At 42.4% G+C, this 24,460-nt stretch carries 26 protein-coding genes; 15 read left to right on the forward strand and 11 right to left on the reverse strand.

What is annotated here, in order from left to right:
• Positions 1 to 288: hypothetical protein (locus DV872_RS26960; protein WP_216664378.1), on the forward strand; the 288-nt coding region annotated here is incomplete at its 5' end.
• A 606-nt stretch (positions 289 to 894) separates the two neighbouring features.
• Here DV872_RS26960 and DV872_RS09310 read toward each other — a convergent pair.
• The 3 genes from DV872_RS09310 to DV872_RS09320 all read right to left on the reverse strand — a co-directional run bounded on the left by DV872_RS09310 (position 895) and on the right by DV872_RS09320 (position 1,970).
• Positions 895 to 1,299, reverse strand: coding sequence for a type II toxin-antitoxin system HigA family antitoxin (locus DV872_RS09310; protein WP_114629655.1), 405 nt, complete (start codon positions 1,297 to 1,299; stop codon positions 895 to 897).
• Positions 1,300 to 1,309: 10 nt separating this feature from the next.
• Positions 1,310 to 1,603: a type II toxin-antitoxin system HigB family toxin gene (locus tag DV872_RS09315; protein ID WP_158546903.1), complete on the reverse strand. Its 294-nt coding sequence runs from the start codon at positions 1,601 to 1,603 to the stop codon at positions 1,310 to 1,312.
• 118 nt (positions 1,604 to 1,721) lie between these two features.
• Entirely contained in the window at positions 1,722 to 1,970 is a 249-nt protein-coding gene (locus DV872_RS09320; protein ID WP_114629657.1) for a 3'-5' exonuclease, read from the reverse strand.
• Positions 1,971 to 2,293: 323 nt separating this feature from the next.
• Here DV872_RS09320 and DV872_RS09325 point away from each other — a divergent pair, with 323 nt between their 5' ends.
• From DV872_RS09325 to DV872_RS09330, 3 genes are all read left to right on the forward strand, one after another.
• Positions 2,294 to 2,944 carry a hypothetical protein gene (locus DV872_RS09325; RefSeq protein ID WP_114629658.1) on the forward strand — a complete coding sequence of 217 codons (651 nt, stop codon included), beginning with the start codon at positions 2,294 to 2,296 and terminating at the stop codon, positions 2,942 to 2,944.
• 221 nt (positions 2,945 to 3,165) lie between these two features.
• Positions 3,166 to 3,324, forward strand: a complete 159-nt coding sequence (locus DV872_RS26535) for a hypothetical protein (RefSeq protein WP_158546904.1) — start codon at positions 3,166 to 3,168, stop codon at positions 3,322 to 3,324.
• A gap of 62 nt (positions 3,325 to 3,386) precedes the next feature.
• A complete protein-coding gene (locus DV872_RS09330) occupies positions 3,387 to 4,262 on the forward strand; it encodes a metallophosphoesterase (protein WP_114629659.1) in 876 nt (291 codons plus the stop codon).
• A gap of 59 nt (positions 4,263 to 4,321) precedes the next feature.
• Here DV872_RS09330 and DV872_RS09335 read toward each other — a convergent pair whose 3' ends face one another.
• On the reverse strand, positions 4,322 to 5,206 hold the full coding sequence (locus DV872_RS09335) for a LysR family transcriptional regulator (protein ID WP_114629660.1): 885 nt from the start codon (positions 5,204 to 5,206) through the stop codon (positions 4,322 to 4,324).
• Between the two features lie 114 nt (positions 5,207 to 5,320).
• Here DV872_RS09335 and DV872_RS09340 point away from each other — a divergent pair, with 114 nt between their 5' ends.
• From DV872_RS09340 to DV872_RS09350, 4 genes are all read left to right on the forward strand, one after another.
• The gene (locus DV872_RS09340; protein WP_114629661.1) at positions 5,321 to 6,325 is read left to right on the forward strand and encodes a YeiH family protein; all 1,005 of its coding nucleotides are present in this window, start codon (positions 5,321 to 5,323) and stop codon (positions 6,323 to 6,325) included.
• 143 nt (positions 6,326 to 6,468) lie between these two features.
• Positions 6,469 to 6,639 carry a hypothetical protein gene (locus tag DV872_RS26540; RefSeq protein ID WP_158546905.1) on the forward strand — a complete coding sequence of 57 codons (171 nt, stop codon included), beginning with the start codon at positions 6,469 to 6,471 and terminating at the stop codon, positions 6,637 to 6,639.
• An 81-nt stretch (positions 6,640 to 6,720) separates the two neighbouring features.
• Entirely contained in the window at positions 6,721 to 6,942 is a 222-nt protein-coding gene (locus tag DV872_RS09345; RefSeq protein ID WP_147283134.1) for a hypothetical protein, read from the forward strand.
• Complete coding sequence (locus DV872_RS09350) at positions 6,939 to 8,969, forward strand: hypothetical protein (protein WP_114629663.1); 2,031 nt, start codon at positions 6,939 to 6,941, stop codon at positions 8,967 to 8,969. Before DV872_RS09345 ends, DV872_RS09350 begins: the two co-directional genes overlap by 4 nt.
• A gap of 2 nt (positions 8,970 to 8,971) precedes the next feature.
• On the opposite strand, the gene DV872_RS09355 is transcribed toward DV872_RS09350, so the two are convergent.
• Complete coding sequence (locus tag DV872_RS09355) at positions 8,972 to 9,430, reverse strand: hypothetical protein (protein ID WP_114629664.1); 459 nt, start codon at positions 9,428 to 9,430, stop codon at positions 8,972 to 8,974.
• A 52-nt stretch (positions 9,431 to 9,482) separates the two neighbouring features.
• Positions 9,483 to 11,360, reverse strand: a complete 1,878-nt coding sequence (locus DV872_RS09360) for a methyl-accepting chemotaxis protein (protein ID WP_114629665.1) — start codon at positions 11,358 to 11,360, stop codon at positions 9,483 to 9,485.
• A gap of 244 nt (positions 11,361 to 11,604) precedes the next feature.
• Here DV872_RS09360 and DV872_RS09365 point away from each other — a divergent pair, with 244 nt between their 5' ends.
• Complete coding sequence (locus DV872_RS09365) at positions 11,605 to 12,135, forward strand: hypothetical protein (protein ID WP_114629666.1); 531 nt, start codon at positions 11,605 to 11,607, stop codon at positions 12,133 to 12,135.
• 35 nt (positions 12,136 to 12,170) lie between these two features.
• Positions 12,171 to 12,389 (forward strand): zinc-ribbon domain-containing protein, encoded by a 219-nt coding sequence (locus tag DV872_RS27265; protein ID WP_114629667.1) that lies wholly within the window; start codon positions 12,171 to 12,173, stop codon positions 12,387 to 12,389.
• Between the two features lie 33 nt (positions 12,390 to 12,422).
• Here the strand turns inward: DV872_RS27265 and DV872_RS09375 are convergent, their stop codons facing one another.
• The 5 genes from DV872_RS09375 to DV872_RS09395 all read right to left on the reverse strand — a co-directional run bounded on the left by DV872_RS09375 (position 12,423) and on the right by DV872_RS09395 (position 18,112).
• Positions 12,423 to 13,556: a GntR family transcriptional regulator gene (locus tag DV872_RS09375; RefSeq protein WP_233516419.1), complete on the reverse strand. Its 1,134-nt coding sequence runs from the start codon at positions 13,554 to 13,556 to the stop codon at positions 12,423 to 12,425.
• A 98-nt stretch (positions 13,557 to 13,654) separates the two neighbouring features.
• Positions 13,655 to 15,016 (reverse strand): sulfatase-like hydrolase/transferase, encoded by a 1,362-nt coding sequence (locus tag DV872_RS09380; RefSeq protein WP_114629668.1) that lies wholly within the window; start codon positions 15,014 to 15,016, stop codon positions 13,655 to 13,657.
• Entirely contained in the window at positions 15,003 to 16,508 is a 1,506-nt protein-coding gene (locus DV872_RS09385; RefSeq protein WP_114629669.1) for a tripartite tricarboxylate transporter permease, read from the reverse strand. The genes DV872_RS09380 and DV872_RS09385 overlap by 14 nt, the downstream gene beginning before the upstream one ends.
• A 10-nt stretch (positions 16,509 to 16,518) precedes the next feature.
• Positions 16,519 to 17,067, reverse strand: coding sequence for a tripartite tricarboxylate transporter TctB family protein (locus DV872_RS09390; protein ID WP_114629670.1), 549 nt, complete (start codon positions 17,065 to 17,067; stop codon positions 16,519 to 16,521).
• Between the two features lie 79 nt (positions 17,068 to 17,146).
• A complete protein-coding gene (locus tag DV872_RS09395) occupies positions 17,147 to 18,112 on the reverse strand; it encodes a tripartite tricarboxylate transporter substrate binding protein (RefSeq protein ID WP_147283135.1) in 966 nt (321 codons plus the stop codon).
• Between the two features lie 253 nt (positions 18,113 to 18,365).
• On the opposite strand from DV872_RS09395, the gene DV872_RS09400 reads away from it, so the two are divergent.
• From DV872_RS09400 to DV872_RS09420, 5 genes are all read left to right on the forward strand, one after another.
• Positions 18,366 to 19,793: a sensor domain-containing diguanylate cyclase gene (locus DV872_RS09400; RefSeq protein WP_114629672.1), complete on the forward strand. Its 1,428-nt coding sequence runs from the start codon at positions 18,366 to 18,368 to the stop codon at positions 19,791 to 19,793.
• Between the two features lie 137 nt (positions 19,794 to 19,930).
• Positions 19,931 to 21,079 (forward strand): substrate-binding domain-containing protein, encoded by a 1,149-nt coding sequence (locus DV872_RS09405; protein ID WP_114629673.1) that lies wholly within the window; start codon positions 19,931 to 19,933, stop codon positions 21,077 to 21,079.
• Between the two features lie 108 nt (positions 21,080 to 21,187).
• The gene (locus tag DV872_RS09410; RefSeq protein ID WP_114629674.1) at positions 21,188 to 22,495 is read left to right on the forward strand and encodes an extracellular solute-binding protein; all 1,308 of its coding nucleotides are present in this window, start codon (positions 21,188 to 21,190) and stop codon (positions 22,493 to 22,495) included.
• A 60-nt stretch (positions 22,496 to 22,555) separates the two neighbouring features.
• The gene (locus tag DV872_RS09415; protein WP_199563457.1) at positions 22,556 to 23,431 is read left to right on the forward strand and encodes a carbohydrate ABC transporter permease; all 876 of its coding nucleotides are present in this window, start codon (positions 22,556 to 22,558) and stop codon (positions 23,429 to 23,431) included.
• Between the two features lie 83 nt (positions 23,432 to 23,514).
• A complete protein-coding gene (locus DV872_RS09420; RefSeq protein WP_114629675.1) occupies positions 23,515 to 24,381 on the forward strand; it encodes a carbohydrate ABC transporter permease in 867 nt (288 codons plus the stop codon).
• The last annotated feature ends 79 nt before the right edge of the window (positions 24,382 to 24,460 follow it).

The following is a 24,460-nucleotide window of genomic DNA, read 5'->3' on the forward strand; positions in this document are numbered from 1 at the left end:
GAATTTGCAAAGCTACATAAGAAGGACGGGATATTCCGGATGAAAAGGAAGTGGCTGACTGAGAATCGAACCATTCGCTGCTCTAATTGTAATAAGAGATTCCAACCAACAATTGTCATTAGTAATACTCTTAAGAATGTACCCTATTTCTGCAGGATTCAAGCTATTCAGGCTCTTGATAAATGGTTTACACGGAAGAGTAAAGTTCCCCTTTTTTCAGTACTAACGGATACGGTGACTATTACTAAACAGAAAACCACTTTTTTATTGGGATACTTTTCTAAATGATGAAGTTTGTGGTTTGGAAACCTGCCCCGATTCATTGCTCACTAATATTATTAATTATACTCCTAAAAAGGATCTGGAAAAGATGATTAATGGGGATAAGAAAATCCCTGTGTTTGAGGAGTATGATTTTTCTTCTTATTACAATTCAAAGCAGATCTTTAATGTGTTGAGATAATGTCCGAAGTGATATGCTATAAGAAGCAGGAAACTCAGGACTGTTTAATGTCTCTCAGATTTTATCGCTTCAATCTGTTTTTTGTCCAAGCCTGTAATCTCACTAATTATGCTAAGATCAAAGCCTTTGTTTATCATTGAAGCTGCAATGGAGAGCTGGGTATTCTTTTCACCCTCTTGTTTCCCTTTCAGATCAAAAATGTAATGCCTCGGGGGCTGATTTATTGAAAAAATTGATTATCCGGGACGGGTGTTTGAGCCTTGCGAAAGGGAACAGCCCCCTTGAAGCCTGGAATCATCTGCAGGGAATGTTAGTCTGAAAGATCCATAATAATTACTGATAGAAGGATACTGATCATCTCATTTCTCCGAAATGCGATCCAGCTCAATTTTAGCCTTTTGTCTGTTATTGATCACTACCTTAGATCGCGTTTAATTACCTTGGCTGTTGCACATGAACACCGCGGGAGATACTCTATAGAACTCACCCAATTTCTTCATATGCTCTGTTGTGAATTCTCTCTTCCCATTCAGAAGCTCACTTATAGTTGATCTTGAGATTAGATAACTTAGATCTTTCTGCACATGTCCGTGCTGTTTCATCAAAAAAATCAAGACCTCTGCACCTGTAGCTTTTTTTTCAATCAGAGTCGTTTTATATTTTTCCAGCTCATACTCAAGGAAACCCATGAAAGCTCGGAGATCTTCATTTCCTTCAGCGACAGCTTCCAGAACCTCTTCCAGTAGTTCTTCAGTCTGGATAGCTTGTTCCTCATTTTTTATTTCAAACTTTGCAATCTCTTTACTGAACTGTACTTTCTCTTGTACTGCTATCATTTCTATCTCCTTAGCTCCGATATTTTCTCATATAAGCATCATGAGTCAGGAACTCTTTAAAAACTGTCCTCTGCTCACCGTAATAGTTCTTGATAATCAGGCGATAAACATTGCGGTTGATGTCAATACAAACTTCCACTTCTTTATCACCGACTCGATCTGCGGAAGGGAACTGCTCCTTAAACTCTCTGAAACAAGTTGCTTTACAGTTTTTCAGAACTACCTTGAATGCTTCCAGTTCTTTACCAGCTTTGTTATATTTCTTAGTTTCCTTTAGCATCTTCCGTTCGTTGATCAATATCACGAAGCTTTCCCCTTTATAATCTATTGTCGCATATATCGACAAAAAAGCCAATGAATTTGTCGCATATATCGACATTGAATGATATTTAATGGGATAGCCCTTGCGGGCCAAAGGAATCTCAAGCCTCAAAGGCCTTCTTTATCTCCTGCAGGATCGGTTCATCAATCTCATCCTTCCTAAACACATTCAACAGGTCCATGGTCCGTGTCATGCTGACATACAGCAGGTTCTTCTTGAGCTGATGAGAGGCTTCCGCGTCCAGGTTCTGTTGGGGCAGGATGAGGTGGGGGAGGAAGAGAAGGACTACCGGCATGTCCAACCCCTTGCTGGAGTGGAGGGTGGATATCCTGACCTTCCCTGTGCCCATGAAGTCAAAGCTGTAGTCGGTGACAGAGATTGAGTCAAGACCAGCTCTGTTTACGGCCTGGCCTATCTTGTTTTCAAACCTATGGGAGGGGATCAGAATGAAGATGTTTTCCGGGTCGTACTCTAATATAGTGCTCCCTCAAGTCAATAAAGCTCTAGGCTGCTTGTAAGTTCTATTCCCTTTAATAGACCATATCCAGGACTATTAAGTGATAAGGCGCTCTGTCTGAATTACAGTGTCGTTGGCACAGCTTATTATTTTATTATGTCCTCATTTTATGTCCTTCTCTTTAAATATAGTAATATTTCCAGGGAGGACTGATTATGACAGAAGTGTTATCACAAGAAGAAATAGATCAATTATTAACAGCAATATCAACAGGCGATAAGAAACGAGGAAAATTTATCAGAACGTTTCAGAAGCTGGGTGAGAGAGTCTCCGCTTCTTTTGGAGTTGAAAATAAGGATCTATTTTTTAAATCCCTGGATAGATTCCAGGCTGCTCATGTCACGGTCTACAAATCCAATATTCAGGAGATTCAAAATAATGTTTCTCTTATGGAACCGGAGGCAATTTTTAAACTGGGATCAATTGAGTTTATACCTGTCCATTTCTGCCCTCATTGTAAGAAGTATCATTATACTCAGGAGATTTCTGACAGTTATCAGAATGATATTCCTACTCCGGAATTTGCAAAGCTACATAAGAAGGACGGGATATTCCGGATGAAAAGGAAGTGGCTGACTGAGAATCGAACCATTCGCTGCTCTAATTGTAATAAGAGATTCCAACCAACAATTGTCATTAGTAATACTCTTAAAAATGTACCCTATTTCTGCAGGATTCAAGCTATTCAGGCTCTTGATAAATGGTTTACACGGAAGAGTAAAGTTCCCCTTTTTTCAGTACTAACGGATACGGTGACTATTACTAAACAGAAAACCACTTTTTTATTGGGATACTTTTCTAAATGATGAAGTTTGTGGTTTGGAAACCTGCCCTGATTCATTGCTCACTAATATTATTAATTATACTCCTAAAAAGGATCTGGAAAAGATGATTAATGGGGATAAGAAAATCCCTGTGTTTGAGGAGTATGATTTTTCTTCTTATTACAATTCAAAGCAGATCTTTAATGTGTTGAGATAATGTCCGAAGTGATATGCTATAAAAAGCAGGATGTCAGGACGGTTCAATGTTTCTCAGCCGAAGGATCGCAGCAGAAATGCCCGCTAAGGCCAGGGCGGCGCGGAGCAAGCCCGATCAGGACTTAGCAAAGGGGCATTGGAGTGGAGAGCCTGTCCGGCCATGGGCCGGCGGCCCCAATAATTTTAATAAATCAAAACAGCATTAAATACTGAAAATGCTCTGTTACGGGGATAAGGTATATAATTTGAATCAGATAAGGAGTGGGTTATGAATTACGATATCATCGGTGATATTCACGGATATCTGGATGCACTGGTGGCTCTTCTTAAGAAACTGGGTTATTCCCGGAAAGGGGGAAGCTGGTCACACCCGGACAGACAGGTCATCTTTTTAGGAGATTTTATTGATAGGGGACCCCGGCAATTGGAAACAATCACTTTGGTTCGTTCCATGATGGACTCCGGGAATGCTTTGTCAGTTATGGGAAACCATGAGTTTAACGCCATCGCCTGGCATACACCCGATCCTGAGAATCCCGGTGAGTATTTAAGATCCCATGATATTGAAAAGAACAAGAATCAGCATAAAGAGTTTCTGGCTCAGCTGGGAGGAAATGCGTCCCTTCATCAGGAGATTATTTCCTGGTTTAAGACTCTGCCCCTCTACCTGGACTTGCCGGGGCTGAGAGCAGTCCATGCCTGCTGGCATCCCTCTTATATCAACTACCTGAGCCCCTTTCTGACTCCCGAAAAGCAGCTTCCAGATAATCAACTGATTCAGGCGACCCGTAAACCAGAAAAGGCATCCCTGGATACCCCGGAGCCCAGTCTGTACAAGGCGGTGGATGCTCTCTTAAAAGGAATGGAAGCTCCCTTACCCGAAGGGGTCAGTTTCACTGATAAAGATGGGACCCTGCGCTATAGAACCCGGATCAATTGGTGGGACCCTGGGGCCACAGACTTTCGAAGCTCCGATGATTTTGGTCCTGTGTTTTTTGGTCATTATTGGTTTAAAGGAGAGCCGGGACTGTTAACTGATAAGGCCCTCTGTCTGGATTACAGTGTTGCCAAAGATGGATTTCTAGCCGCCTATCGCTGGGAGGGGGAAGAAGTACTGATGAAGGAACATCTGTTCTGGGTGTGAAGGTATCAGCAAGTCCTGGTCAGTAAATTTTGAGCACCAACTGCCAGGAACTTAATTGATTAAATTGAATTGTTCATCCCGGCAGCAACAGTCTGTAATTCTTCTACAAAAAAATAGGGTGATGAATCGGTATAGACCAGTGTCAGGTCTCTGATGAGGGGACCCCATAGGAGTGGCCGGGTCGCTAAACGGCCATCTGAGAGCTCCTCTTTCACGGCCTCCCTGCTGATTATGGTATAACCCATTCCAGAGATAACCATGGATTTGATGGCAGTCAGACTTCCCACTCTCATCATTATTGAATCTTCTTCAAGAATAATGGAATTCTTTTTCAGGTAATCCCTGAAATATTCATATGTTCCCGATCCTTCTTCCCGCAGAATCATCTTCTTCAGATCCCCCCGGCCTATTGTCTCGGGCATCTCTTCCAGGGGTGAATAGACAAACACCATTTCGTCCTGCTGAAGGGTAATATATTTAAACGCTGTTTTATCAAATAAGCCTTCCACCACGGCACAATCCAGAACACCTTTGGCCAGCTGGTCTATAATGGCAGCCGTATTTCCTATGTCTAAAAATAAATCATACTGAGCTTCCTTTTGCTTAAGGGCTGCAATGACCGGAGGAATTATATATTCACCCACAGTCAGGGTTGCGCCTATTCGAAATGAGCGCCGCCCCTGTTTGTAGCCTCCCAATTTCTGAGTCATCCTCTGGGATAATTGCTCTATCTGTTTTCCTTTGGAATACATGAATGCCCCGGCCTCTGTTAATTCTACTCCCCGACCTTTACGCAGGAATAAAGGGGTCCCCCAATGATCCTCCAGGTAGCGTATCTGTTGAGATACAGCCGACTGTGTTAGCCCTAATTGATTTCCTCCCTTTGTAAAATTCAGAGTTTCAGCCACTCTCAAAAAAGTTTCAAACTGAATACTTAATATCATGATGAGCTCCTTGAGACATTAGTAAATCTTATGGCTTGATGATAAATCATAATTTTACATAATTCTATGTTTTTTATAGACTCTCTATAAGATTAATTTTCCAGGAGTATAGATTTGAAATCATATATAACTTTACTATTCGGGATTGGCGTTTCTGTAGGAATAGCCTTAATATCCACATTCTTAGGTCATACCATTCACTTCCTGGGTTCTGCAGTCATTGCCATGTTTATTGGTATGATAATTCGATCGTTCTTTTCCCTACCGGATAAAATAAAACCCGGTTTAACATTTACCTCAAAAAAGCTGCTTAAAACAGCAATTATCTTTCTGGGGGGAACCTTGAGCTTTAATCAGCTGTTATCAGCTGGAACGGCTTCCCTTCAGGTCATGATTTTCACCCTGGGGGCTTCTTTTTTTTCAGCCTGGCTGGTTGGTAAATACATCTTTAATCTCAGTTTTACACGGCGGAATCTAATTGCACTGGGAACAGGGATCTGCGGGGGGAGTGCTATTGCAGCTCTGGCTCCGGTGCTTGAAGCTGATGATGAGGATGTGGCTTATGCAGTCAGCGGTACTTTTCTTTTTGATATTATCATGGTTCTACTGTTTCCTCTCATGGGACAGGCATTGGAAATGAGCAACCTGGGATATGGTATCTGGTCGGGTACGGCAGTCAATGACACAAGTTCTGTGGTCGCGGCATCCTATGCTTACAGCCGGGAAGCAGGAGATATCGCTGTGATTGTAAAAATGGCCCGTACTACGATGCTTATTCCCATTGCTTTGATGCTGCAGGGCATTATGGCAATCAGAAAAAGAAAAACCAGCGAGTCTGTTGCCTCCATCTCCATTGCTAAGATGATCCCCTGGTTTATACTCTTATTCGTTTTGATGACAGGATTAAATAGTCTCTTAGTATTCTCTTCTGATTTCCAGAGAATACTTAAAAGTACCAGTGCTTTTATTATAACCATGTCCCTGGGGGCCATCGGATTAAACACTGATATCAGGAGTTTGTTAAAGGCCGGAAGACCTTCACTGATTCTAGGCGGGATTGTTTCTCTGGTGGTTGTGATTGTCTCTCTTCTCGTTCAGATGGCTCTCGGCCTCATCTGATTCGCAAATGAAATGAGAGCAGCCACCAATGCTCTGTAGAGGATCAAAAAAATAAATTTTATGAATTCCTGAACCGTGGTATATTGAAGATAACATAATATTGAACTCACAGATGTAATTGAATCCCTTTCTAGGAGTTGTTAATGTTATCTGAAACCGAAAAACAGGCTGAAATTCAACAATGGGGCATTATCTATCAAATTATTCTTAAGAGAAAGAGTCTTTCAGAATTGGAATTCTCTCCTGCGGAACGGACTGTTTTGTGTGTAATGGAAAAAATCGAAAGACAAATATCCAATAAGAAAATAAAGTAACCTGAATTCCCTGCCTCTAAATCCAGGGTCAATAGATCCTTATTATTCAATTCCACATGGTCGTGTATCAGTTGGTATAAGATGCGCGTACGGATTCTCAGCAGAAGGATCGCAGCGGAAATGCCCGCTAAGGCCAGGGCGGCGCGGAGCAAGCCCGATCAGGGCTTGGCAAAAGGGCATTGGAGTGAAGAGCCTGTCCGGTCCGAAGGAACGGCGGCCCCAAAAACATCTATTCCATTGTCCAGGAAACAATTTGATGAGATGAAGGTAGAAATAGAAAAGCGGAAGGAGACATCAATTTGATTTACTTAACAGAGAATCAGCACGATTCATCCCTTACCCTTGTTCAGAACAATCGTACTCTAGGCAAATTGATCTACAGGATCACCCGGGACAAACACAGCCTGTTTGCATCCTCTATCCAAGTTACGGATACCACAGTATTGGTGGATTTGGGTTCAGCCACAATATCTGATACTCTTTCTGAAAAAGATGGACAAATTGTAATAGATCGCAAATGGCAGATAAACAAGCCGGGAAAATGGAAGCTCCACTGCCTCTTTGAAGTTGGCGATGATAGTTTGAACAACTGGGTGGTCCCGGCTGTCATGTATGATGAAAACCGTAGGGGGCAGGGGCATTACCCTAAGGGTGGTCTGAACATAGGCTGGTCTTTTCGAGAAGATCGGATGCCCATACCATCCTGCTCCATTCTGCACAATGATAAGACCTTTATTTCACTTCACAGCGATCCTGCTGATAAAGAAAAGGACCTTTCCAGTATTAAAACTTTTCAATCAGAGGGACATACTTTTTTTGATATCCAGGTTCCCTACTGTGAAGAGCCGGGAACATACCGGGAAAAAGGGCTGTTCCTGGGGGGGCTGGCAGGCCGGAGTGAAAGCGTCTATTCCCTGAAAAAACAGGACCTGCCCTTCAATTATTCCCGACGGTTTTACCTGAATTGCCGGGAGGACCTGGAAAACCCGGCCTTTATCTATCGATATCTGTCTGAGAAGGCCCTGGATGGTAATCCTCCTCACAGAGAGAAGAAGTTCCCCCTCAGCTGGAGCCGCATTGCCGGATTGAAACTGAATCATATTCAGTTTCTTATTCACAAAGACCCCAAACGGGGAGTCTACGGATTGAAAATGGGGAAGGGGAATGGGTTTTTTCAACTTTGGTACGGAAGGCTCATTGCCTCTTTTCTGGGCAGAAACATAGAAGCCGCCACCATTCTGGCCCGTTTGGCACAGGAAACGGGTCAGGAAAAACTTCTTGATCAGGCAGAGCAGATTGCCCGCTTCTTTGTAAAAGGGGCACAGGACAATGGCGGTTATTACGATTCCTACAACCTGAAGAAACATTGCTGGGAGAGCTACTGCGGGCCCGATCCTGAAAAGAAGCTCAGTACGGGTTTTAATACCCGCAGTACCGGAGAGGCTATGCTCTACTTTCTGCGGCTGGATTCGCTGCTCAAGTCACAGGGGCGGGAGATTCCGGAAATACACACTATGATCAGGAAAACAGTCCGTTTTTTTCTAGATCACCAACTCCAGGGAGAGGATGGGGGGAGCTACGGCCGCTGGTGGAGCCGTGAGGGAGAGCTCCTGGATGGGGAAACCAGTAACGGCGCCCACATCATACCTTTTCTTATTGAATACGAAAAATTATTCGGGAAGAGCGAAGAGATCACCGCGTCCTTAATAAAGGCCGCAGATTACTATGGCCGGATGATCGAAAATAATGATTTTTATGGAGATACCCTCGACGCGGACTGTGTGGATAAAGAGGCTGCCATGATCCTTTTACGAAGTTTTATGGATTTGTATGAGCATATGGGTAATCCTGAGTATCTGGACAAGGCTGAAATTGCGGCGTCCTATATTCTGAGTTGGACATGGACCTATAACGTCCCTTTCAGACCCGGCAGCAAGGCGGCTCAACAGGGGATTCAAACCCTGGGGCTTACATCCGTCTCTGTGGGGCATCATCATCTGGATTTTATAGGATTCTACTCGGCCTATGATTTCTTAAGGCTGTGGAAGGCCAGGGGTGAAGAGAGCTGGAAAGCATATGCCCATCTGCTCATGGATGCCTGTTCTCAGCTGATCGCCACAGAAACAAATAGATTGGGACGCTCAAAAGATTTCCTGGGCTGGCAACCGGAACAGATCAACCAAACAAATTGGGATTACGCCCATCACTGGCTGGGATCTAAGGGTGATTTTCGTTTCTGTGATGCCTGGGTTGTGGTTTTAACCCTGGGATCTATGTTGGATATACGGCAGCGTTTTCCTGAGGAACTGTCATTTACCCTCGAGAGATAAGTTTAATGTTTCTTATTCATTTTATCTGCAATTTGCGGGTAATGCTCTTTTAAGCAATCAGGACATAAGCTGTGACTTATATCTGCTCCAGAATGATTCTGAAGATAGGTATCTACCTGTTCCCAGGAACCTGAATCATCCCGTATTCTTTTACAGTATGAACATAAAGGAAGGATACCTTTTAACTGTTTAATTTCACCAATAGCATCTTCCAGCTTTTTTGGTTTTTTTTCTAATTCTGTATTGAGTCGGAGAACCTTTTTTTTATTTTTAATTACAATACATAATAAAGCAAACATAAGAACAAGACTGGTTGAAATAATTTCATCAATTTCATAGGCCTCATATCGTCTAGCAAACTCTATAGCTTTCTCTAAAACATCAAATTTACTGAATATTACAAAACTGATAACAGCTATGAGAACTAATGTCAGGGCATCATTATTTAACATCTTTTTCATTGTTTGGTATCCTTTTTTAAGGAAGAACCGCCTGTCCGCCAGGAGGCCCCGTCTATTCAACCTTGAATGACTTTACAAGATCCATCGTCTTATTACTTATGTCATCAGTTTTCTGTGTGATTGATATCAATTCACCTACATTCTCACTGACTGTTGCATTCTTCCTGCTGATCTCTTTACAGTTTTCAAAGGAGTGGCTTGAGTTGTTTTCAAGCAATGTGAGAGCATCCTGCATGCTTTTTCCCTGTTCTGAGATGGTGGCAGTCAGGGTATTCAGGTTTTCTGTCATCTCTTTAGTGTTCATCAGCTGATCGAGTACCTGCTTGTTTGCTACATCATGTTCTACCATGGATTCAGTGATGGAAACGGTCTCATTATCAATAATTTCAATTCCATCTTTCATCTCAGAGAATATCTTACCAGTCTCTTCGGCTACTTTCCGGGAGATATCTATCTCGCTTAATATTTTTCTAAGGTTCACACTGCTTGTTTTGGTATGGATGGCTGTATTTTCAGCCAGTTTCCGGATTTCGTCAGCAACAACCGAAAATCCTTTTCCTGCATTTCCTGCATGAGCCGCTTCAATGGCTGCATTCATGGCCAGCAGGTTGGTCTGGGCTGCAATGCCCGATATAAGGGAGTTGATCTCAATAAGACTCTTTGAGAATTCAACCACATTGGAGACAGACGATACTGTGAGATCAATTTTCTCCTGACCCTCACTAAAGACTCCTGTAATCTCTTTTGTCTTGATTTTAACTTTCGATGTCCGCTGTGATACCTCCCGGATGGAGGCTATCATCTCTTCTACCGCAGCAGATGATTCTGTGACACTTTCTGACTGCATCTCAACCTTGTTTACAATCTTATCGAGGTTCTCTCCAAGAGACTGTCCTGTATGAAGGGCAGCCTTTACACTCTCGTATTCATTCTCAATGGTCGCTGTCAGATTGTTTATGCCTTCACCGATTTCATGAACACTCTCCGAGGATTTTGTAATGTTTTCAAACAGACTGTTCTGATAGGATTTCATGCTGCCGAACATTTGGCCGGTTTTTTTTAAATGATCACAGATTAAGTCACTGAATTTGTTTATTCGATGACTCATTGTGGCAAGCTCATCTACTGATGATATATTTATCCTCTTAGTCAGATCTTTTTCGTCAGAGACCATTTCGGCAAGTCTGTCATTCACAATTTTATAGAGGAGAGATGAGTTTTTAGCCCAGATAAGGACAAGAGATATGGCCACAGCAATAAAGACGATAGTATAGGGTGCGGACTTTATAATAATACTTTTCAATAAATCAATGCTCTCCATCTGAGCATTTCCATGACTCAGAAATATCAGGAAGGTTAATGAGGATGCAAACAGGAGTGACATGAGAGTCATAAACGATGGGATAATAATATGTTTACTCTTTTGTCTTTTAAGAAGCATAGTGTCTGAGCAGATGAATAGGTTTGCTTCTGAAAGAAAGTGCACGATCAGGTTATCCAGGAGTATATAAGAGAGTCCGGCGCTCAGCATAAAACAGGCCTGAACCAGGCCTGAGAAGACAGCAACATAAATTCCGTTCACATCTGTAAAATTCATCAGATAGATTGAGATAATCCCGATATTTAATAAGCTCGACAGAAGAAATATTAAAAGGATTTTTAAGGGTGAAGAACTTATTGTAGATAGAAAGTTTTCATAGGACTCTTTCTCATTAATAGATGGTATGGAAGCATTATCAAAGAGTCTGACTTTGCTATTTAAAACTATATTTAAAACAAGTGGTGTCAGAATTGCCTGAACAATGATGATGATCAGGACTTGACCTGTGCCGGTTTTTAAAAACTGATTATACATCAGGAGTAACAGCAGGCTGTTTGCCACTGCCGGTACTGTAATTATGCCTAATCTGAATTGGGTTTTTATATTCATGTTCTATCCTAATTTAATTTATTTTAATTTTAAAATCATTGCGCTGGAAGTATAACTTATGTCAGAGGAAATTTGTCATATTTTTTTAATCTATCTTCCAAGAAGTAGCTCAAGCGGAGAGCCCGTCCGCCCATAGGCAGGCTATACATATATTAATACAGATTGGTTTATAATAGAGTAAAACGCTATACACATTATATCCAAATGACTATATTTGGCTCATTCTGTTACCTGGGAGAATAATATGTCAGATGTACTTCAAATTGCTGGAATGATCCTTCTCTTAAGAATTGGTCAGGATACCCTTTTCCTTGCCAAGATTGATGCATTCAGCAGAGGGAACAGGTTCTATTCTCTTGGAATCAATTTTTTTGAAGCCATGTATGGCATCACTGTCATAAAGATAATTCTATCTTTGATGCAGCAGAATCCCTACTATGTGATAATTTACGGTCTGGGATCAATGTTGGGGGGCCAGTTAAGTGGATTTATCAAAAAGAAGCTGGATAAACAACTTATTGGTCAAAGGCAGTATTATGTCCGTATTTCACTGGAAAGCGATAAAGATAGAACAGAATTGATACAGATCCTTTCTGACAGAGAATTTGAGTTCACCATGTCCACCAGAACCTATCTGAACGGTAATTCCAAACTGATAATAGAAGGTTCAATTGCCAACAGGCAGAGAATGATAGAATTGAAAGAAATCCTGAGAGGAAGGCCTGGAAAACATGTTACCTTCCTCCGGGCAGATGAAATATATCTATTGGAATAAATTAAGTAAAATTCAGGTATATAAGAGAGGTTTTTATGGTTTGTCCTGATTGTAATGGAACACTCAAGGGTGCCGGTACTCTATACAGCTGCAGTGAATGCGGTATTTCTTGGGAGATCTTGTTTAAATGTGAAGTCTGTATGAATACTGTGACTCAAATGTCCAGCTGCGGGTCTGTCAGCTTTTTCTGCGACACATGCAAGCATCTGAAATCACGGGAGTCTATGAATAAAGAATTTATCAGGAAAGGATGATCTCCCGGCGGCGGTGACAGGTCCGGAATAAAGCTACTCCTTAAGATTTCGAATCGATTCTCCCTCATTGATATGGGGAGGAAATACATAGGAATAGTCATGATTTCTGAAGTCGGGATCATCAACCATTTTCAGTATATTCTGTCCGACTTTCACTCCCATTTCAAATCCGGGGTGAATGGATGCAGTGATTTTCCGTTCCTTCCAGTCAGAGCCGGAATAGTCAAAACCTACAACAGAATAATCACCTGGTACGGAGATTCCCTTTTCTGCGAATATTTCCATTATCATATTCAGAACCATGTAATTGCAGCAGACAATGGCCGTGACCCGGGGGAGACTCTTTATGAATTTCCATAGGGTCCCGGGGAAGCTCTTTTTATTAAAACTTTCGTCAGAGACACACCATTTGACATACTCATCCTTGAAGACAGCGTCGTATTTGATGATATTGCGCATAAAACCGTTGTATTTTTCCTGTCCCTGGTAGTTATCATACATAAAGATACCGGCAATGTGTCTGTGTCCGTTTTCCGTGAGTCTGCGGACCAGTTCATCAGCACATTGGGCATCGTCAATCGTCACCCTGGGGTAGGGTGAGCCCATATAGTAGTTGTTAAAAAAGATAAGCCTTGTATTCTTCTTGTCTATCAGGGAGTAGCAGTCAAGATTGGGATTCATGATACTGGCCTTGACGCCGTCTACTATCAATCCGTCAAAACCTGTAGAGCAGGATTTAAGACAGCTGCGTTCATTGGACAGTTTGTTGTCGGTAATGAATATCTTCAGTTCTATGGAATCCTTATTCAATGAATGCTTGATGCCCCGGACAAGGTTCGAACTCGTATTGTAATCATATCCCTGGGTAATAAATCCTATCTGAATTTTAGATCTGTCCTCGGGGCCGTTCTCCTTCAGGGCATAGTTTCTGTCAAAAAAAGTTCCGCTCCCTTTAACCGAGTAGATCCTCCCTTCATCCCGTAAGATCTTCATGGCCAGACGAACGGTCTCTCTGCTGACTGAAAATTTGCTGCAGAGGAAATTTTCTGAAGGGAGCTTGTTGTTGAGAGTAAATTTATTTTGATCTATAAATATTTTTATGTAGTCATAAACCCTGCGGTATTTTTTCTGGTTTACAATTTCATTTTTCAGTTCTTCCAGAAGCACCAACCTTTTATTCCAAATTAACAGAGATGTTCAGCGGGGTCAAATCGATTCTTATTTTAATGGCTGACCCCCTCATTGCCGCCTGAATCCTTTCGGATTCAGTTGATTCTGACCATGGAGTTCACTCCGTCATACTCGGCTTCACAGATTCGTTCCACCAGTCTGGTCCTTAACGTCATCTTCACATCCTGATACGCCGGATCATCCATCACATTATCTCGCTGATAAGGATCTTTTTTCAGATCATACAGATAGTCGTCCTCGTATTCCCGGCTGCCGGGATGAATGCCTCCATGCTTACCCGGGGCATAGACTCCATAGCTATAATCCTCTGTTCTGAGGACACGGCCCACCCGGCTTTCGGATATCTGGGCAAAGACATCGTTGCTCCGCTCGGGATTGCCTTCGACCACAGATAGAAGATCTTCCCCGATCATGGGAGTTCTTTCAGGAATTCCGGCCATGGCCAACAGGGATTTAGGGAGGCTGGCCGTACTGACCAGGTCTTTCACGACCATGCCGCCCTTGTAGGCCCCGCCTCGTATTACAAGGGGAACCCGAAGACACGCATCATGGCCGCTCCGCTTGTAATCATCATAACCGTTGAGATGGTCATCCTGGTTTCTGGTGCGGAAGTGGGAGCCGTGATCGGAGGTGAAAACAATGATTGTCTCTTCGTAAATGCCTTCATCCTTCAGGCTCTGGATTATGCGTCCCAGATTTCTGTCCACACTCTCACAGGCCCCCAGATAATCGGGATACTCCTCCCTGTAATCACCTTCCTTACCTTCGAGATCTCCGGGAACCGGGAACTCCCTGAATTTCTCTTTTGAGCCTATGGGGCCCTGGTAGTGATGGGCATCATTCTGATGATGAGGTTCAATATGGGATACCGTCAGAAAAAAGGGTTTATCCTTTGATCTCTGTTTCAGAAAATCCAGGGCAAAATCAGTGATGCAGTCGGCCCTGTAACCCGAAAACTCAATCTTGTTCATGTCTTCGTCAAAGATATAACCGCCGTATCCGTCTGAGGTAAACTCAAGAACATCTGAGGCTCTCCAGTATCCCCTGTATCCGCCCCTTCGTTCCGGCGGGATAGGAGCATCCGTATAATCGATGACTGGGGGCTTCTCCATTTCGCCGTCCGAAGCCAGATGCCATTTGCCTACATACCCTGTTTCGTACCCGGCATCGGTAAAATGTGTTCCCAGGGTTTGGCTTTCCAGGGGGAGGGCAATGCTATTTCTGAAGCAGCCGTTTGTTGTGGGGTACTGCCCTGTCTGCAGCAGGGCCCGGCAGGGACCGCATACAGGCTGGGGTGTAAAAGAAAGTTCGAAACGGACCCCCTCATGGGCCAATGCATCCAGCTGGGGTGTTATATCGAGTTCCTGTCCGTAGCAGCCGCAGGTATCGGCTCTCTGCTGGTCGGAAAAGTAAAAAATAATATTAGGCTTCTTCAACATGATCTCCTGGTGTTTTTTCATTCAGTTTGCCCTTCAGGATAACAAAAAGGGATAGCGCAATGATCAGGATCAATGCAATGCTTATGGGAGAGCTGACAAAGATATTCCAGCTCCCGTCGGAAAGTTTGAGGGATCGTCTGAAATTCTCTTCCGTGATGGGTCCCAGAACCAGTCCCAGTAGAACCGGAATGGTGGGAATCTCCAGTTTATTCAGGATATAGGCCAGGACGGCGAAACTGAGAGCGACATAGATATCAAACATGGATGTTTTGACAGAGTAGGCCCCGGCAAAACAGAATATCACAATAATCGGGGTCAGAATGGCGATGGGTATCCTGATTATTTTTGCAAAGATCGGTGTCAGGAATTTTCCCTGGAGAAACATGAATATGTTAACAAATATAAGCCCCAGCATGATGGCATACATAGTCACACCATGATTGACAAAGAGCTTTGGTCCGGGTGTCAGTCCATTGATCATCAGGGCACCCAGCATAATGGCCACAGCGCCGTCTCCGGGAATCCCCAGAGTCAGGAGGGGAATCAATGTTGCCCCTGTGACCGCATTGTTCGCCGTTTCGGTTGCGGCAATTCCCTCAATGGAACCCTTGCCGAATTCCCCGGGAGTCTTACTCATCCTCTTAGCTCTGTCATAACTGACAAAGGAGGCCATGGATGCACCAGTTCCCGGTATGATGCCTATGATGACACCGATAAGAGATGAAATAATGGCAGGCTTAGCCATCTTTTTATAATCGGCCCTGGTTATTTTATTGAGTTTCTTTTCTTCTTTATGGAGCTGAGGGGTTTCAACTTTTTTCTCTTTTTTACTTTTCCCCAGTATTTCACTCAGAGCGAAGAGTCCGATCAGACAGATTACCAGATCGAATCCGGAATACAAATTTATATTATTGAATATAAATCGTGTATTGCTTGTCATGGGGTCCAGACCGATGGTCGCAATAAACAGTCCCAGGGCACCTGCCATAATTCCATTTATCAGGGTTTTACCCGATACACCGGCAATGATGGTCAGTCCGAAGGCACACACAAGAAAATATTCGGGAGTACCCATCTTTTGAGCAAAAACACTGACCTGAGGTGCCAGAAACAGGAGAATCACAGCACTGACTATGCCTCCGAAGGTAGATGCCTGGAGGGCGATATTCAGGGCCTTATGAGTCTGGCCTCTTTGGGACAGGGGGTAGCCGTCCAGCATGGTCGCCGTGGCATGCGGGGTTCCGGGAGTTCTGATCAGAATAGCAGAAATCGATCCTCCAAAGCTTCCCGCGCAATACATTCCCAGTAGAAACATAAAGGACTGTATGGCACCCATGGAGTAGGTGAAGGGAAGAAAGAGAACAATGCATAATATAACAGTCAGACCGGGTATGGCTCCGAAGATCATCCCCAGGAGCAGTCCGATATTCATTGCTATAAAGTTTGACAGTTGAAACAGCTGTTGAAAGCCTTCTATAAACAAATTCATAATATATCCTCTAGGGCAGCCGAACGTGTAAGATATTTTTAAACAGGAATCCGATGATAACTGCCAGCACAGTTAGCAGCAGGTAGTATTTCCAGTTTCTGATTCGAAAGTAGAACAGCATCAGGATGCCGTAGATGACAGAACTGGTTATGAATCCGATGAGCGGCATCAGCAGGGCATAGATGATAAGAAATAAAAGCAGAATTAATGCTTTTATTTCGGTGAACAGACATACTTCGCTGAAGGGAACTGTCTCTTTCCGGCCCAGTTTGATCAGGTCCTTTATCAGATTGAGAATTGCTCCTCCCATCATCATATAGGCCAGAATTGAAGGGAAGGTTCTGGCTGTGATGGCTTGATCGGGCTGTATTTTAATCTGACCGGGCATTATTAATAAAATGAGACCGGAGAGTGCCAGAAAAAGGGCGGAACCGGCCATGGAGGGGTATAGTTTAAACTTCCTCTGTTCCAGGGCAAGGCCTGTCCTGTCAATGAAACCATCCAGATTATCAAGAATCGCAGACAATTTTGAAATGGGATGAATGGGCTTGGAATCCATAGTGATCCTTTTTTAAAATAATAGGGCACAAGGGAGCAGCTTTTACAACCCTGTGCCGTTAGAGATAACTTAGTAAAACTTACTGATTGCTTTTGACGATGGCGATGACATCTTCAACATGCTTGTCAAAGTCAGCCAGCTCCATGGGATCTATTTCGATCATCAGAGATTTGTAGAACTCTCTTATTTCGGGCTCTTCCATTATGGCAAGATAGGCTGTCCGGATCTTATCAACAACCTTTGGATCAGTTCCTTTTCTGGCCATGACAAAACAGCGGTTTCTGAAGTAGGCTGTGTAACCGTAGTCTCCCACACCCTTAACATTTTTGAATACATCATTGTTCACCCCATCCTTGTCAAAGACGACAACGGGATTCAGTATTCCTCCCTCAACGCTGCCCTTCGCCTGGGACTGATGAGATATTGCAAATGCGGTTTCTCCTTTAGACGCTGCATCAAGGGCCAGGTTGGCACCGTTGTAGCTGATCAGATCCAGTTCAAGACCGAGTTCTTTGAAAAGGGCTTTTGCCAGGAAGGCTTCGGAACCGGCAACACCGTTTACGGCTACCTTCACTTTTTTACCCTTGGCGTAGGCCTTGAGAGATTCCAGATCTGTAATATTCAGTTTTGCATCGGCGGTCATTACAAAGATGGCAGAATAAAGATTGATTACGGGTACATAATCATCATATGTGAAGCGCAGGGCATCGGAGCCATCCACATTGGGGGCAATAGAAAAAGCACCTTCACCAGCGAATATAAGAGTTTCGGCATTAGCTGCGTTTTTAAGATAGTTTGTGAGAGCTACATTGCCACCGGCACCCAGTTCATTGGTTGCCAGAATGGGAACACCAAGGTATTCAGCACCGAATGTGGCCGCTTTTCTGTTGACCATATCGGCTACACCGCCCACTGCCCAGGGGCAGATAACAGTAACAGCGCCCTCCGGCCATGAATCAATACTCACTTCTTCAGCCTGTCCGGCAGCACTGAGGGTTCCAATGGATAACATTCCAATCAATAACAACAATACAACTTTTTTCAAGATTTCCTCCAATCTGTTTTGGTTTTAAATTATCCTAGCATCGATTTTCTTATTAGCAATACAAATTATCATGTGATGATGAATAAGTTGTATGGGTTTGCATTGAAATAAATGAAGCTGTATGTTTGCTCTCTTCCCCGGTACCTCATTAGATCTCAATAATAATTAATATACCGAGGAAAATGCCTTGCGGGGCTGTGAAAAGGGGTTACTATGATAAAATCATATTAATACATTTCAAAAGGCCCATATCATGTTCAAAAAAAAAGAAACGAGGATGGTTTTTAATACCCTTCTTCTGTCTTTAATTCTACTCTCATTCGGATTTCTTACTATTAACATATTTCACTTTTATTTTCAAAAGCAGACTTTCAAAAAAGGGATACTGGACAGTACTCTTCCTATGACTGTCAGCATAGTAACAGCAACTCTGGAAGAGAAGAACTACCAATACAGCCTCATCAGTGATCTGCTGGTCAAAGAAATCGTGGATGAACTGAATTGGGGGGAATCAGTAAATGATCCCGCCCTTATCCTGTCCCGCCTCATGGATTGGAGTGAGAGTTTAAATACCAAAAATATCGGCCTGGTCGATCTGAAGTCTCAGAGTTATTTTGACAGTTTCGGTCGGGTGTTGTCCCTTGATTATACCAGTGATAGAGATCAATGGGTTTTGGAGATGCTGGAATATCCTGTAGATTATCGTTTTACCCTGTATTATCCAGTTGAGGAGGAGTATGAAGGATTATACTCTTTCTTCGGTGATCGAAAGATCAGAAACCATGAGGGAGAGATCGTCGGGCTGATTGGATTGGGATTATCATATGAATCCATATACAGCAGAGTCAAAGATTTCAACGAGAAAATAAAAATTTCCTTTCTGGATGGAGACGGTACCATCAGGCTGCCTGAAGAACGAAGAGGAGAAGATATCTGGAGTCTATATGAATTGGACAAACAGGATCTATCAATGACTTTTGAGGAAAACAGTTTTCTACACTGGTATAAAGCCGATGATCAATCTTTTCTTGTCAGTGTCAGCTACCTCCCGGAAATAAAGAACCACCTTTTAATCGAACTGGACATAAGTGAATATTACGGAGAGTTCAGGAGAAAGTTTATTTTTACCATACTGTCCGGAGCCATTTTTTCTCTCTTCCTTATCATTATCTATCTAATCTATATCTATCGTTCCCATAAGACTCTTCATTGGAAAGCTTGTCATGATTCACTCACCGGCTGTTTCAACAGAACCTTTCTGGATCATTATCTGAGTAAGGAGCGGAAATTCTTTAAGAATCAGTATGATCCTTTAGTGCTGGTTCATTTTGATATCGATCTTTTTAAGGATGTAAATGATCGCCTGGGACATCTCAAAGGAGATGAGGTGCTTATTGAGGTGGCCCTCATAGCCAGATCCGGTTTACGAAGCGGAGACTGCTTAGTCCGCCTTGGGGGGGATGAGTTTATTCTTATCCTGAGTATGGGAATGGACCGGGGCGAGGAGATTTCTGAACGTTTAAAAAATACCATTTTCGAACAGACCGGTGTCAGTATTTCCATGGGCATAACAGAGATTAAGAGAGACGATACCTTTGAAGACGCCATGAAACGTGCAGATGCTGCCTTGTATATATCAAAAGAGAGAGGACGTAACCGCATTACCAGATCGAATGAATAGTATTATAAACCCTAACTTAGCCTTATTCATTTACATCATGTCAGCAATATTGCATGTATTCCCGGGACTATTATTATCACTCTATTGATATTGTTTGATTAAATGTATTATTGTTAAGTACAATTAGGCGGTAATGAATGAAAGAACCTCAGTATTATAAAATATACAAACATATAATTAACAGAATCAACAGTGGTGAGTTACAGGATGGTGCCACCCTGGAAACTGAGATGGAGTTGACAAAACAGTTTAATGTCAGTCGGGTGACCATCCGTAAGGCCCTGGAGCTTCTTGTTAATGAAGGTTTCTTATCAAGGCAACGGGGAAAAGGATCTGTTGTGATGCTTAATGAAGATACCCGTAGGAATGCGGGATTACAGAGTCATTTTACACCCAGTTTCTCCATGGCCGGCGGTGGTCAGAGGGTCATCGGGTTTATCCTGCCGGATTTCTCATCCGGTTTTGAAATGAAAATTGTAGAAGGAATGGAGAAAGAAGCCGAGAAGCATGGTTTCTTTCTTGTCATGAAATTAACCAAGGGTGATCAAAAACTTGAGGAAAAGGCGATTAGGAACCTTCTGGCCCTGGGGGTTACAGGTCTGATAATCCTTCCTCAGCATGGTGAGTTCTACAATCCTGTAATTATGGAATTATCAATCAAAGGGTTTCCTTTTGTATTGGTGGATCGTGAGTTAAGAGGTTTGAAATCGTCTTTTGTAGGGACTGACAACATTGCTGCTGCCTATCAGGCTGTTCAGTATCTTTATGAGAACGGACATCGGAATATACTCTATCTTACTCCTCCTGTACGCAATACTTCTGCTCTGGAAGATCGAATGGAGGGAGCCAGATCTGCACTGGATGCTTTTAATATACCCTGCCGGGAATCACTATTTTTAAGTGATTTCCAGAGCACCATACCCATGCCTGATTCGGATTTACTGGCAAATATGGAAGCTGATAAGAAAATTCTTATTGATTTTTTCTCCCGTGAGAAGGGTGTAACGGCCATTTTTGCGAGTGAATATCGTCTAGCATTATTGGCATCTGATGTCTTGAAAGAACTAAATCTCAGAATTCCAGAAGATATTTCCATTATCTGTTTTGATAGTCCCATAGATTATTTCGGTCAGTTCAGTTTTACTCATCTCAGACAGAATGAATATGGGATGGGTGAACTGGCAATGGAGATGCTCAACCGGATTATCGAGGGTGAGAGTGATATACAAAAAAAAGTTCTTCCAGCCGAACTGGTTCATGGAACAACTACCAGCTCTGTGTCGTAAGGTTCTCTAAATGTATTGTAAAAATATTAAATGTACTAATGTATTTGACAATAGGTCAAATGGGTTGTAATGTATTCCTCATACTATTAAATCAAAGAGGAGAAAAGCATGAAAAAAATTTTGATAACATTGCTGGTACTGCTATCTGCAGGCATGATGTTTGCCAACGGAGCTGGTGACGAGGGAACTTCCGCTAAGAAGGTTGTGAAAATTGCCTTCAAAGAACCCGGTGGAAGTGAAGCCATGACCAAATGGATGACTGCTGCAAAGGCAGAATTTGAAGCCACTTATCCCGATGTTACTGTAGAGCTTTCTGCCAATTTAAGTAATGAGGCTGACTACAATACAAAAACAGCATTAATTCTTCAATCAGATGATTCTATAGATGTTGTCCACGTGGACAGCTTTCTGGTACCGGCTCTGGCGGCTCCTGGGTATCTTGCAGCCATACCGACAGAAGAGTGGGCTGAATACAACGATCAGTTTGCTGGAAATGTTAAAGAGGGAATGAAGATTGATGGTAAAACCTATGCTGTTTCGTTCTCTACAGATACAAGGGGTCTGTATTATAATCGTACAGTCTTTAAAAAAGCCGGTGTAGCTCTACCCTTTGAACCCAAAGACTGGTCTGATATTCTTGATGCCGTACAAAAACTGCATAATGCCGGCATTGCCTATCCCATATGGATGAATGGTGCTAAGGCTCAGGGTGAAGGAACGACAATGCAGACATTTGAAATGCTGATTTCAGGCACAGATGACTGGATTATTGATGGTGATAAATGGGTTGCCAAGGCTGACGGTATCACAGCTTCTCTGAAATTTATCCAGAATCTCTATGATATGGGTATTTATGATAACAATGAACTGGCCACTATGCTCGATGCACAGAGCTGGATGGTGCTGAATGAAAAAATGCCACAGGGTCAGGAAGTCGGTATCCTTTTGGACGGTAACTGGAAAGGTGGAGACTTCAAGGGTTATGAAGACTCTATTGGAGTCACTCCCATGCCAAGAGCCGCAGGTGATGGTTTCACATCTATGAGTGGTGGTTGGACCCTGGGTATTTCTTCTTTATCAAAGAACAAAGATCTGGCAATGGACTTTATCAAAATTGCCTGTAATAAGGAAAATATGCTTATCTATGTTAATACCTCCGGAGATATGACTACAAGAAGAGATGTGGCTGTAGAGAAGGCATATATCGAGGGTGGTCAATTCAGAGCCGACATGACTCCTTTTGCGGAATACACACACTTCCGTCCCGGAAAGGAACTGTATCCCAGTATTTCGATTGAAATACAGTCAGCTGTCGAGTCTGTTATCACAGGGCAGATGAGCGCTGAAGAAGCCGCTGAATCATATGCTACCAATGTAAAAGACCTTTCCGACGAAGGCAACTGGATCGAAAAATAAATTACTGATCAGAGGCATCCTTTTCAGGGATGCCTCTGATTGAATATTGGAGAATATGGTTTGGATAAAAAAATAAGGCAAAAAATAAAAATAATAGGTTTTCTATCACCTGCGCTTATTCTGATTATATTATTTTATTTTGCACCGTCTATTATGGCTCTTATTTATTCATTTACAGATAAAACCTTAATCGGTGTTAAATCACAGAATTTCAGTTTTGTTGGATTTAAAAATTACACAAAGATGTTTTCTGATCCCCGTTTTATTGAGTCATTGGTTAACACAGTTGTTTTTCTGCTGTTTTCGGCTGTTTTGGGTCAGCAGATACTTGGATTTGCAATCGCACGTGTTATGGAGAAGCAGAATAAGGGTCTGCAGCGTATTGTCGGTACAGCTGTTCTCTTAGGATGGGTAACTCCCGAAGTTGTCGTTGCCTTCGTATTTTTTGCATTCTTTAATACAGCAGGTACTTTAAATAATTTTCTGGCAGGATTCGGAATTAAACCCGTGGCATGGTTGTTTGACTATGGAATGCTTGCTGTAATCCTGGCAAATATCTGGAGAGGTACGGCATTCTCGATGCTCATGTATCAGTCTGCCTTGTCAAATGTACCAGATGATGCCGTCGAAGCTGCATGGCTCGATGGGGCCAATTGCTTTCAGCTTCTTTTCAGGATAATACTTCCCATCATCAAGGGGACCATTGTGACAAATACCATCCTGGTGACCCTGCAGACAATCGGATTGTTCGGTTTGATTTTCGCCCTGACAGGGGGAGGACCCGGTTATGATACAACAACAGTTCCAATATATATGTACCAGAAGTCATTTGTGTCATATCAGTTGGGATATGGAACAGCCATGGCCATCGTACTTTTATTGTTTGGTATTCTATTGAGCTTTTTTTACATGAAAAGTTTTAAGCATGAAGTCTAAATATACAACAGATTAAAGTCATTTAAACATTCAGTTTAAGAGGACGATATTTACTGTTCTTAACATATTTCCAGGAGAGTTCAATGGGCGATTTCACCCCAGGTATCACTAATAAAATCACAATAAGCAGAATTAAAAAAATCATTCAGACATATGGTACCAGAGCATCACTTCTATTTGTTGCTTTTTTATTTATATGGCCTATGCTCTGGCTTGTATTCGCTTCATTCGATGCGAATGCCCCCTTAGCTGTTCGCCTTCCCGAGAATGTAACACTTGATAATTACAAAGATGTTTTAACAAAGGGTTCAAATTATCGTTCCTTTTTAAACAGTTTTTTTATATCCTTTTCTCAGGCCACTCTGGTTGTCATACTGTCAATCCTGGCATCATACCCCTTATCCCGGTATAAAATAAAAGGTAAGAGCACACTCATGTATAGCCTGTTGTTCCTGACTGGTTTACCAATTACGGCAATCATGGTTCCTGTATATATGGTGTTTTTTGAGTTGAAAATCATAAACTCGCTGATTTCGACCACTCTTTTTCTGGTTTCCACTGCGTTGCCTTACAGCATCTGGATGATGAAAAACTTCCTTGATGATGTTCCTTTGACCCTGGAAGAGGCCGCCTGGATAGATGGCGCCAATACTCTGCAAACCCTGAAACATGTTATTTTCCCTGCAATTTTGCCAGGTATCCTTGTTGTTTTTATATTTACTTTTTCAGGAAGCTGGGGTAACTTTTTTGTTCCTTTTATACTGATAAGTTCGGTGGAAAAGTTGCCTGCCTCAGTTGCGATATATCAGTTTTTCGGAGCATATGGCTCAGTGCAGTTCGGTCAATTGGCCGCATTTTCTCTGTTATATACATTACCAATTGCAGGATTATATATCTTGTCACAAAAATTTATGTCCAATGGATTTTCCCTGGGTGGTTCTATCAAATAATTATCATCAATTTTTCTGAACATGCATTGAAAATCTAATTATCAAAAGGAATATTCTTAATTGAATATGTAGAGGTTAA

It is taken from the genome of Oceanispirochaeta sp. M1 (genome assembly GCF_003346715.1).
Taxonomy (GTDB): domain Bacteria; phylum Spirochaetota; class Spirochaetia; order DSM-2461; family DSM-2461; genus Oceanispirochaeta.

Bases quoted from the DNA above. Each gene is read 5' to 3' on its own strand.
- DV872_RS26535 (WP_158546904.1), top strand. From the start codon at position 3,166: ATGTTTCTCAGCCGAAGGATCGCAGCAGAAATGCCCGCTAAGGCCAGG.
- DV872_RS09410 (WP_114629674.1), top strand. From the start codon at position 21,188: ATGAAAAAAATTTTGATAACATTGCTGGTACTGCTATCTGCAGGCATG.
- DV872_RS09360 (WP_114629665.1), bottom strand. From the start codon at position 11,360: ATGAATATAAAAACCCAATTCAGATTAGGCATAATTACAGTACCGGCA.
- DV872_RS09335 (WP_114629660.1), bottom strand. From the start codon at position 5,206: ATGATATTAAGTATTCAGTTTGAAACTTTTTTGAGAGTGGCTGAAACT.
- DV872_RS09385 (WP_114629669.1), bottom strand. From the start codon at position 16,508: ATGAATTTGTTTATAGAAGGCTTTCAACAGCTGTTTCAACTGTCAAAC.
- DV872_RS09310 (WP_114629655.1), bottom strand. From the start codon at position 1,299: ATGATAGCAGTACAAGAGAAAGTACAGTTCAGTAAAGAGATTGCAAAG.
- DV872_RS09420 (WP_114629675.1), top strand. From the start codon at position 23,515: ATGGGCGATTTCACCCCAGGTATCACTAATAAAATCACAATAAGCAGA.
- DV872_RS09365 (WP_114629666.1), top strand. From the start codon at position 11,605: ATGTCAGATGTACTTCAAATTGCTGGAATGATCCTTCTCTTAAGAATT.
- DV872_RS09355 (WP_114629664.1), bottom strand. From the start codon at position 9,430: ATGAAAAAGATGTTAAATAATGATGCCCTGACATTAGTTCTCATAGCT.
- DV872_RS09405 (WP_114629673.1), top strand. From the start codon at position 19,931: ATGAAAGAACCTCAGTATTATAAAATATACAAACATATAATTAACAGA.
- DV872_RS09345 (WP_147283134.1), top strand. From the start codon at position 6,721: ATGCGCGTACGGATTCTCAGCAGAAGGATCGCAGCGGAAATGCCCGCT.
- DV872_RS09320 (WP_114629657.1), bottom strand. From the start codon at position 1,970: ATGGGCACAGGGAAGGTCAGGATATCCACCCTCCACTCCAGCAAGGGG.
- DV872_RS09400 (WP_114629672.1), top strand. From the start codon at position 18,366: ATGTTCAAAAAAAAAGAAACGAGGATGGTTTTTAATACCCTTCTTCTG.
- DV872_RS26540 (WP_158546905.1), top strand. From the start codon at position 6,469: ATGTTATCTGAAACCGAAAAACAGGCTGAAATTCAACAATGGGGCATT.
- DV872_RS09390 (WP_114629670.1), bottom strand. From the start codon at position 17,067: ATGGATTCCAAGCCCATTCATCCCATTTCAAAATTGTCTGCGATTCTT.
- DV872_RS27265 (WP_114629667.1), top strand. From the start codon at position 12,171: ATGGTTTGTCCTGATTGTAATGGAACACTCAAGGGTGCCGGTACTCTA.
- DV872_RS09325 (WP_114629658.1), top strand. From the start codon at position 2,294: ATGACAGAAGTGTTATCACAAGAAGAAATAGATCAATTATTAACAGCA.
- DV872_RS09330 (WP_114629659.1), top strand. From the start codon at position 3,387: ATGAATTACGATATCATCGGTGATATTCACGGATATCTGGATGCACTG.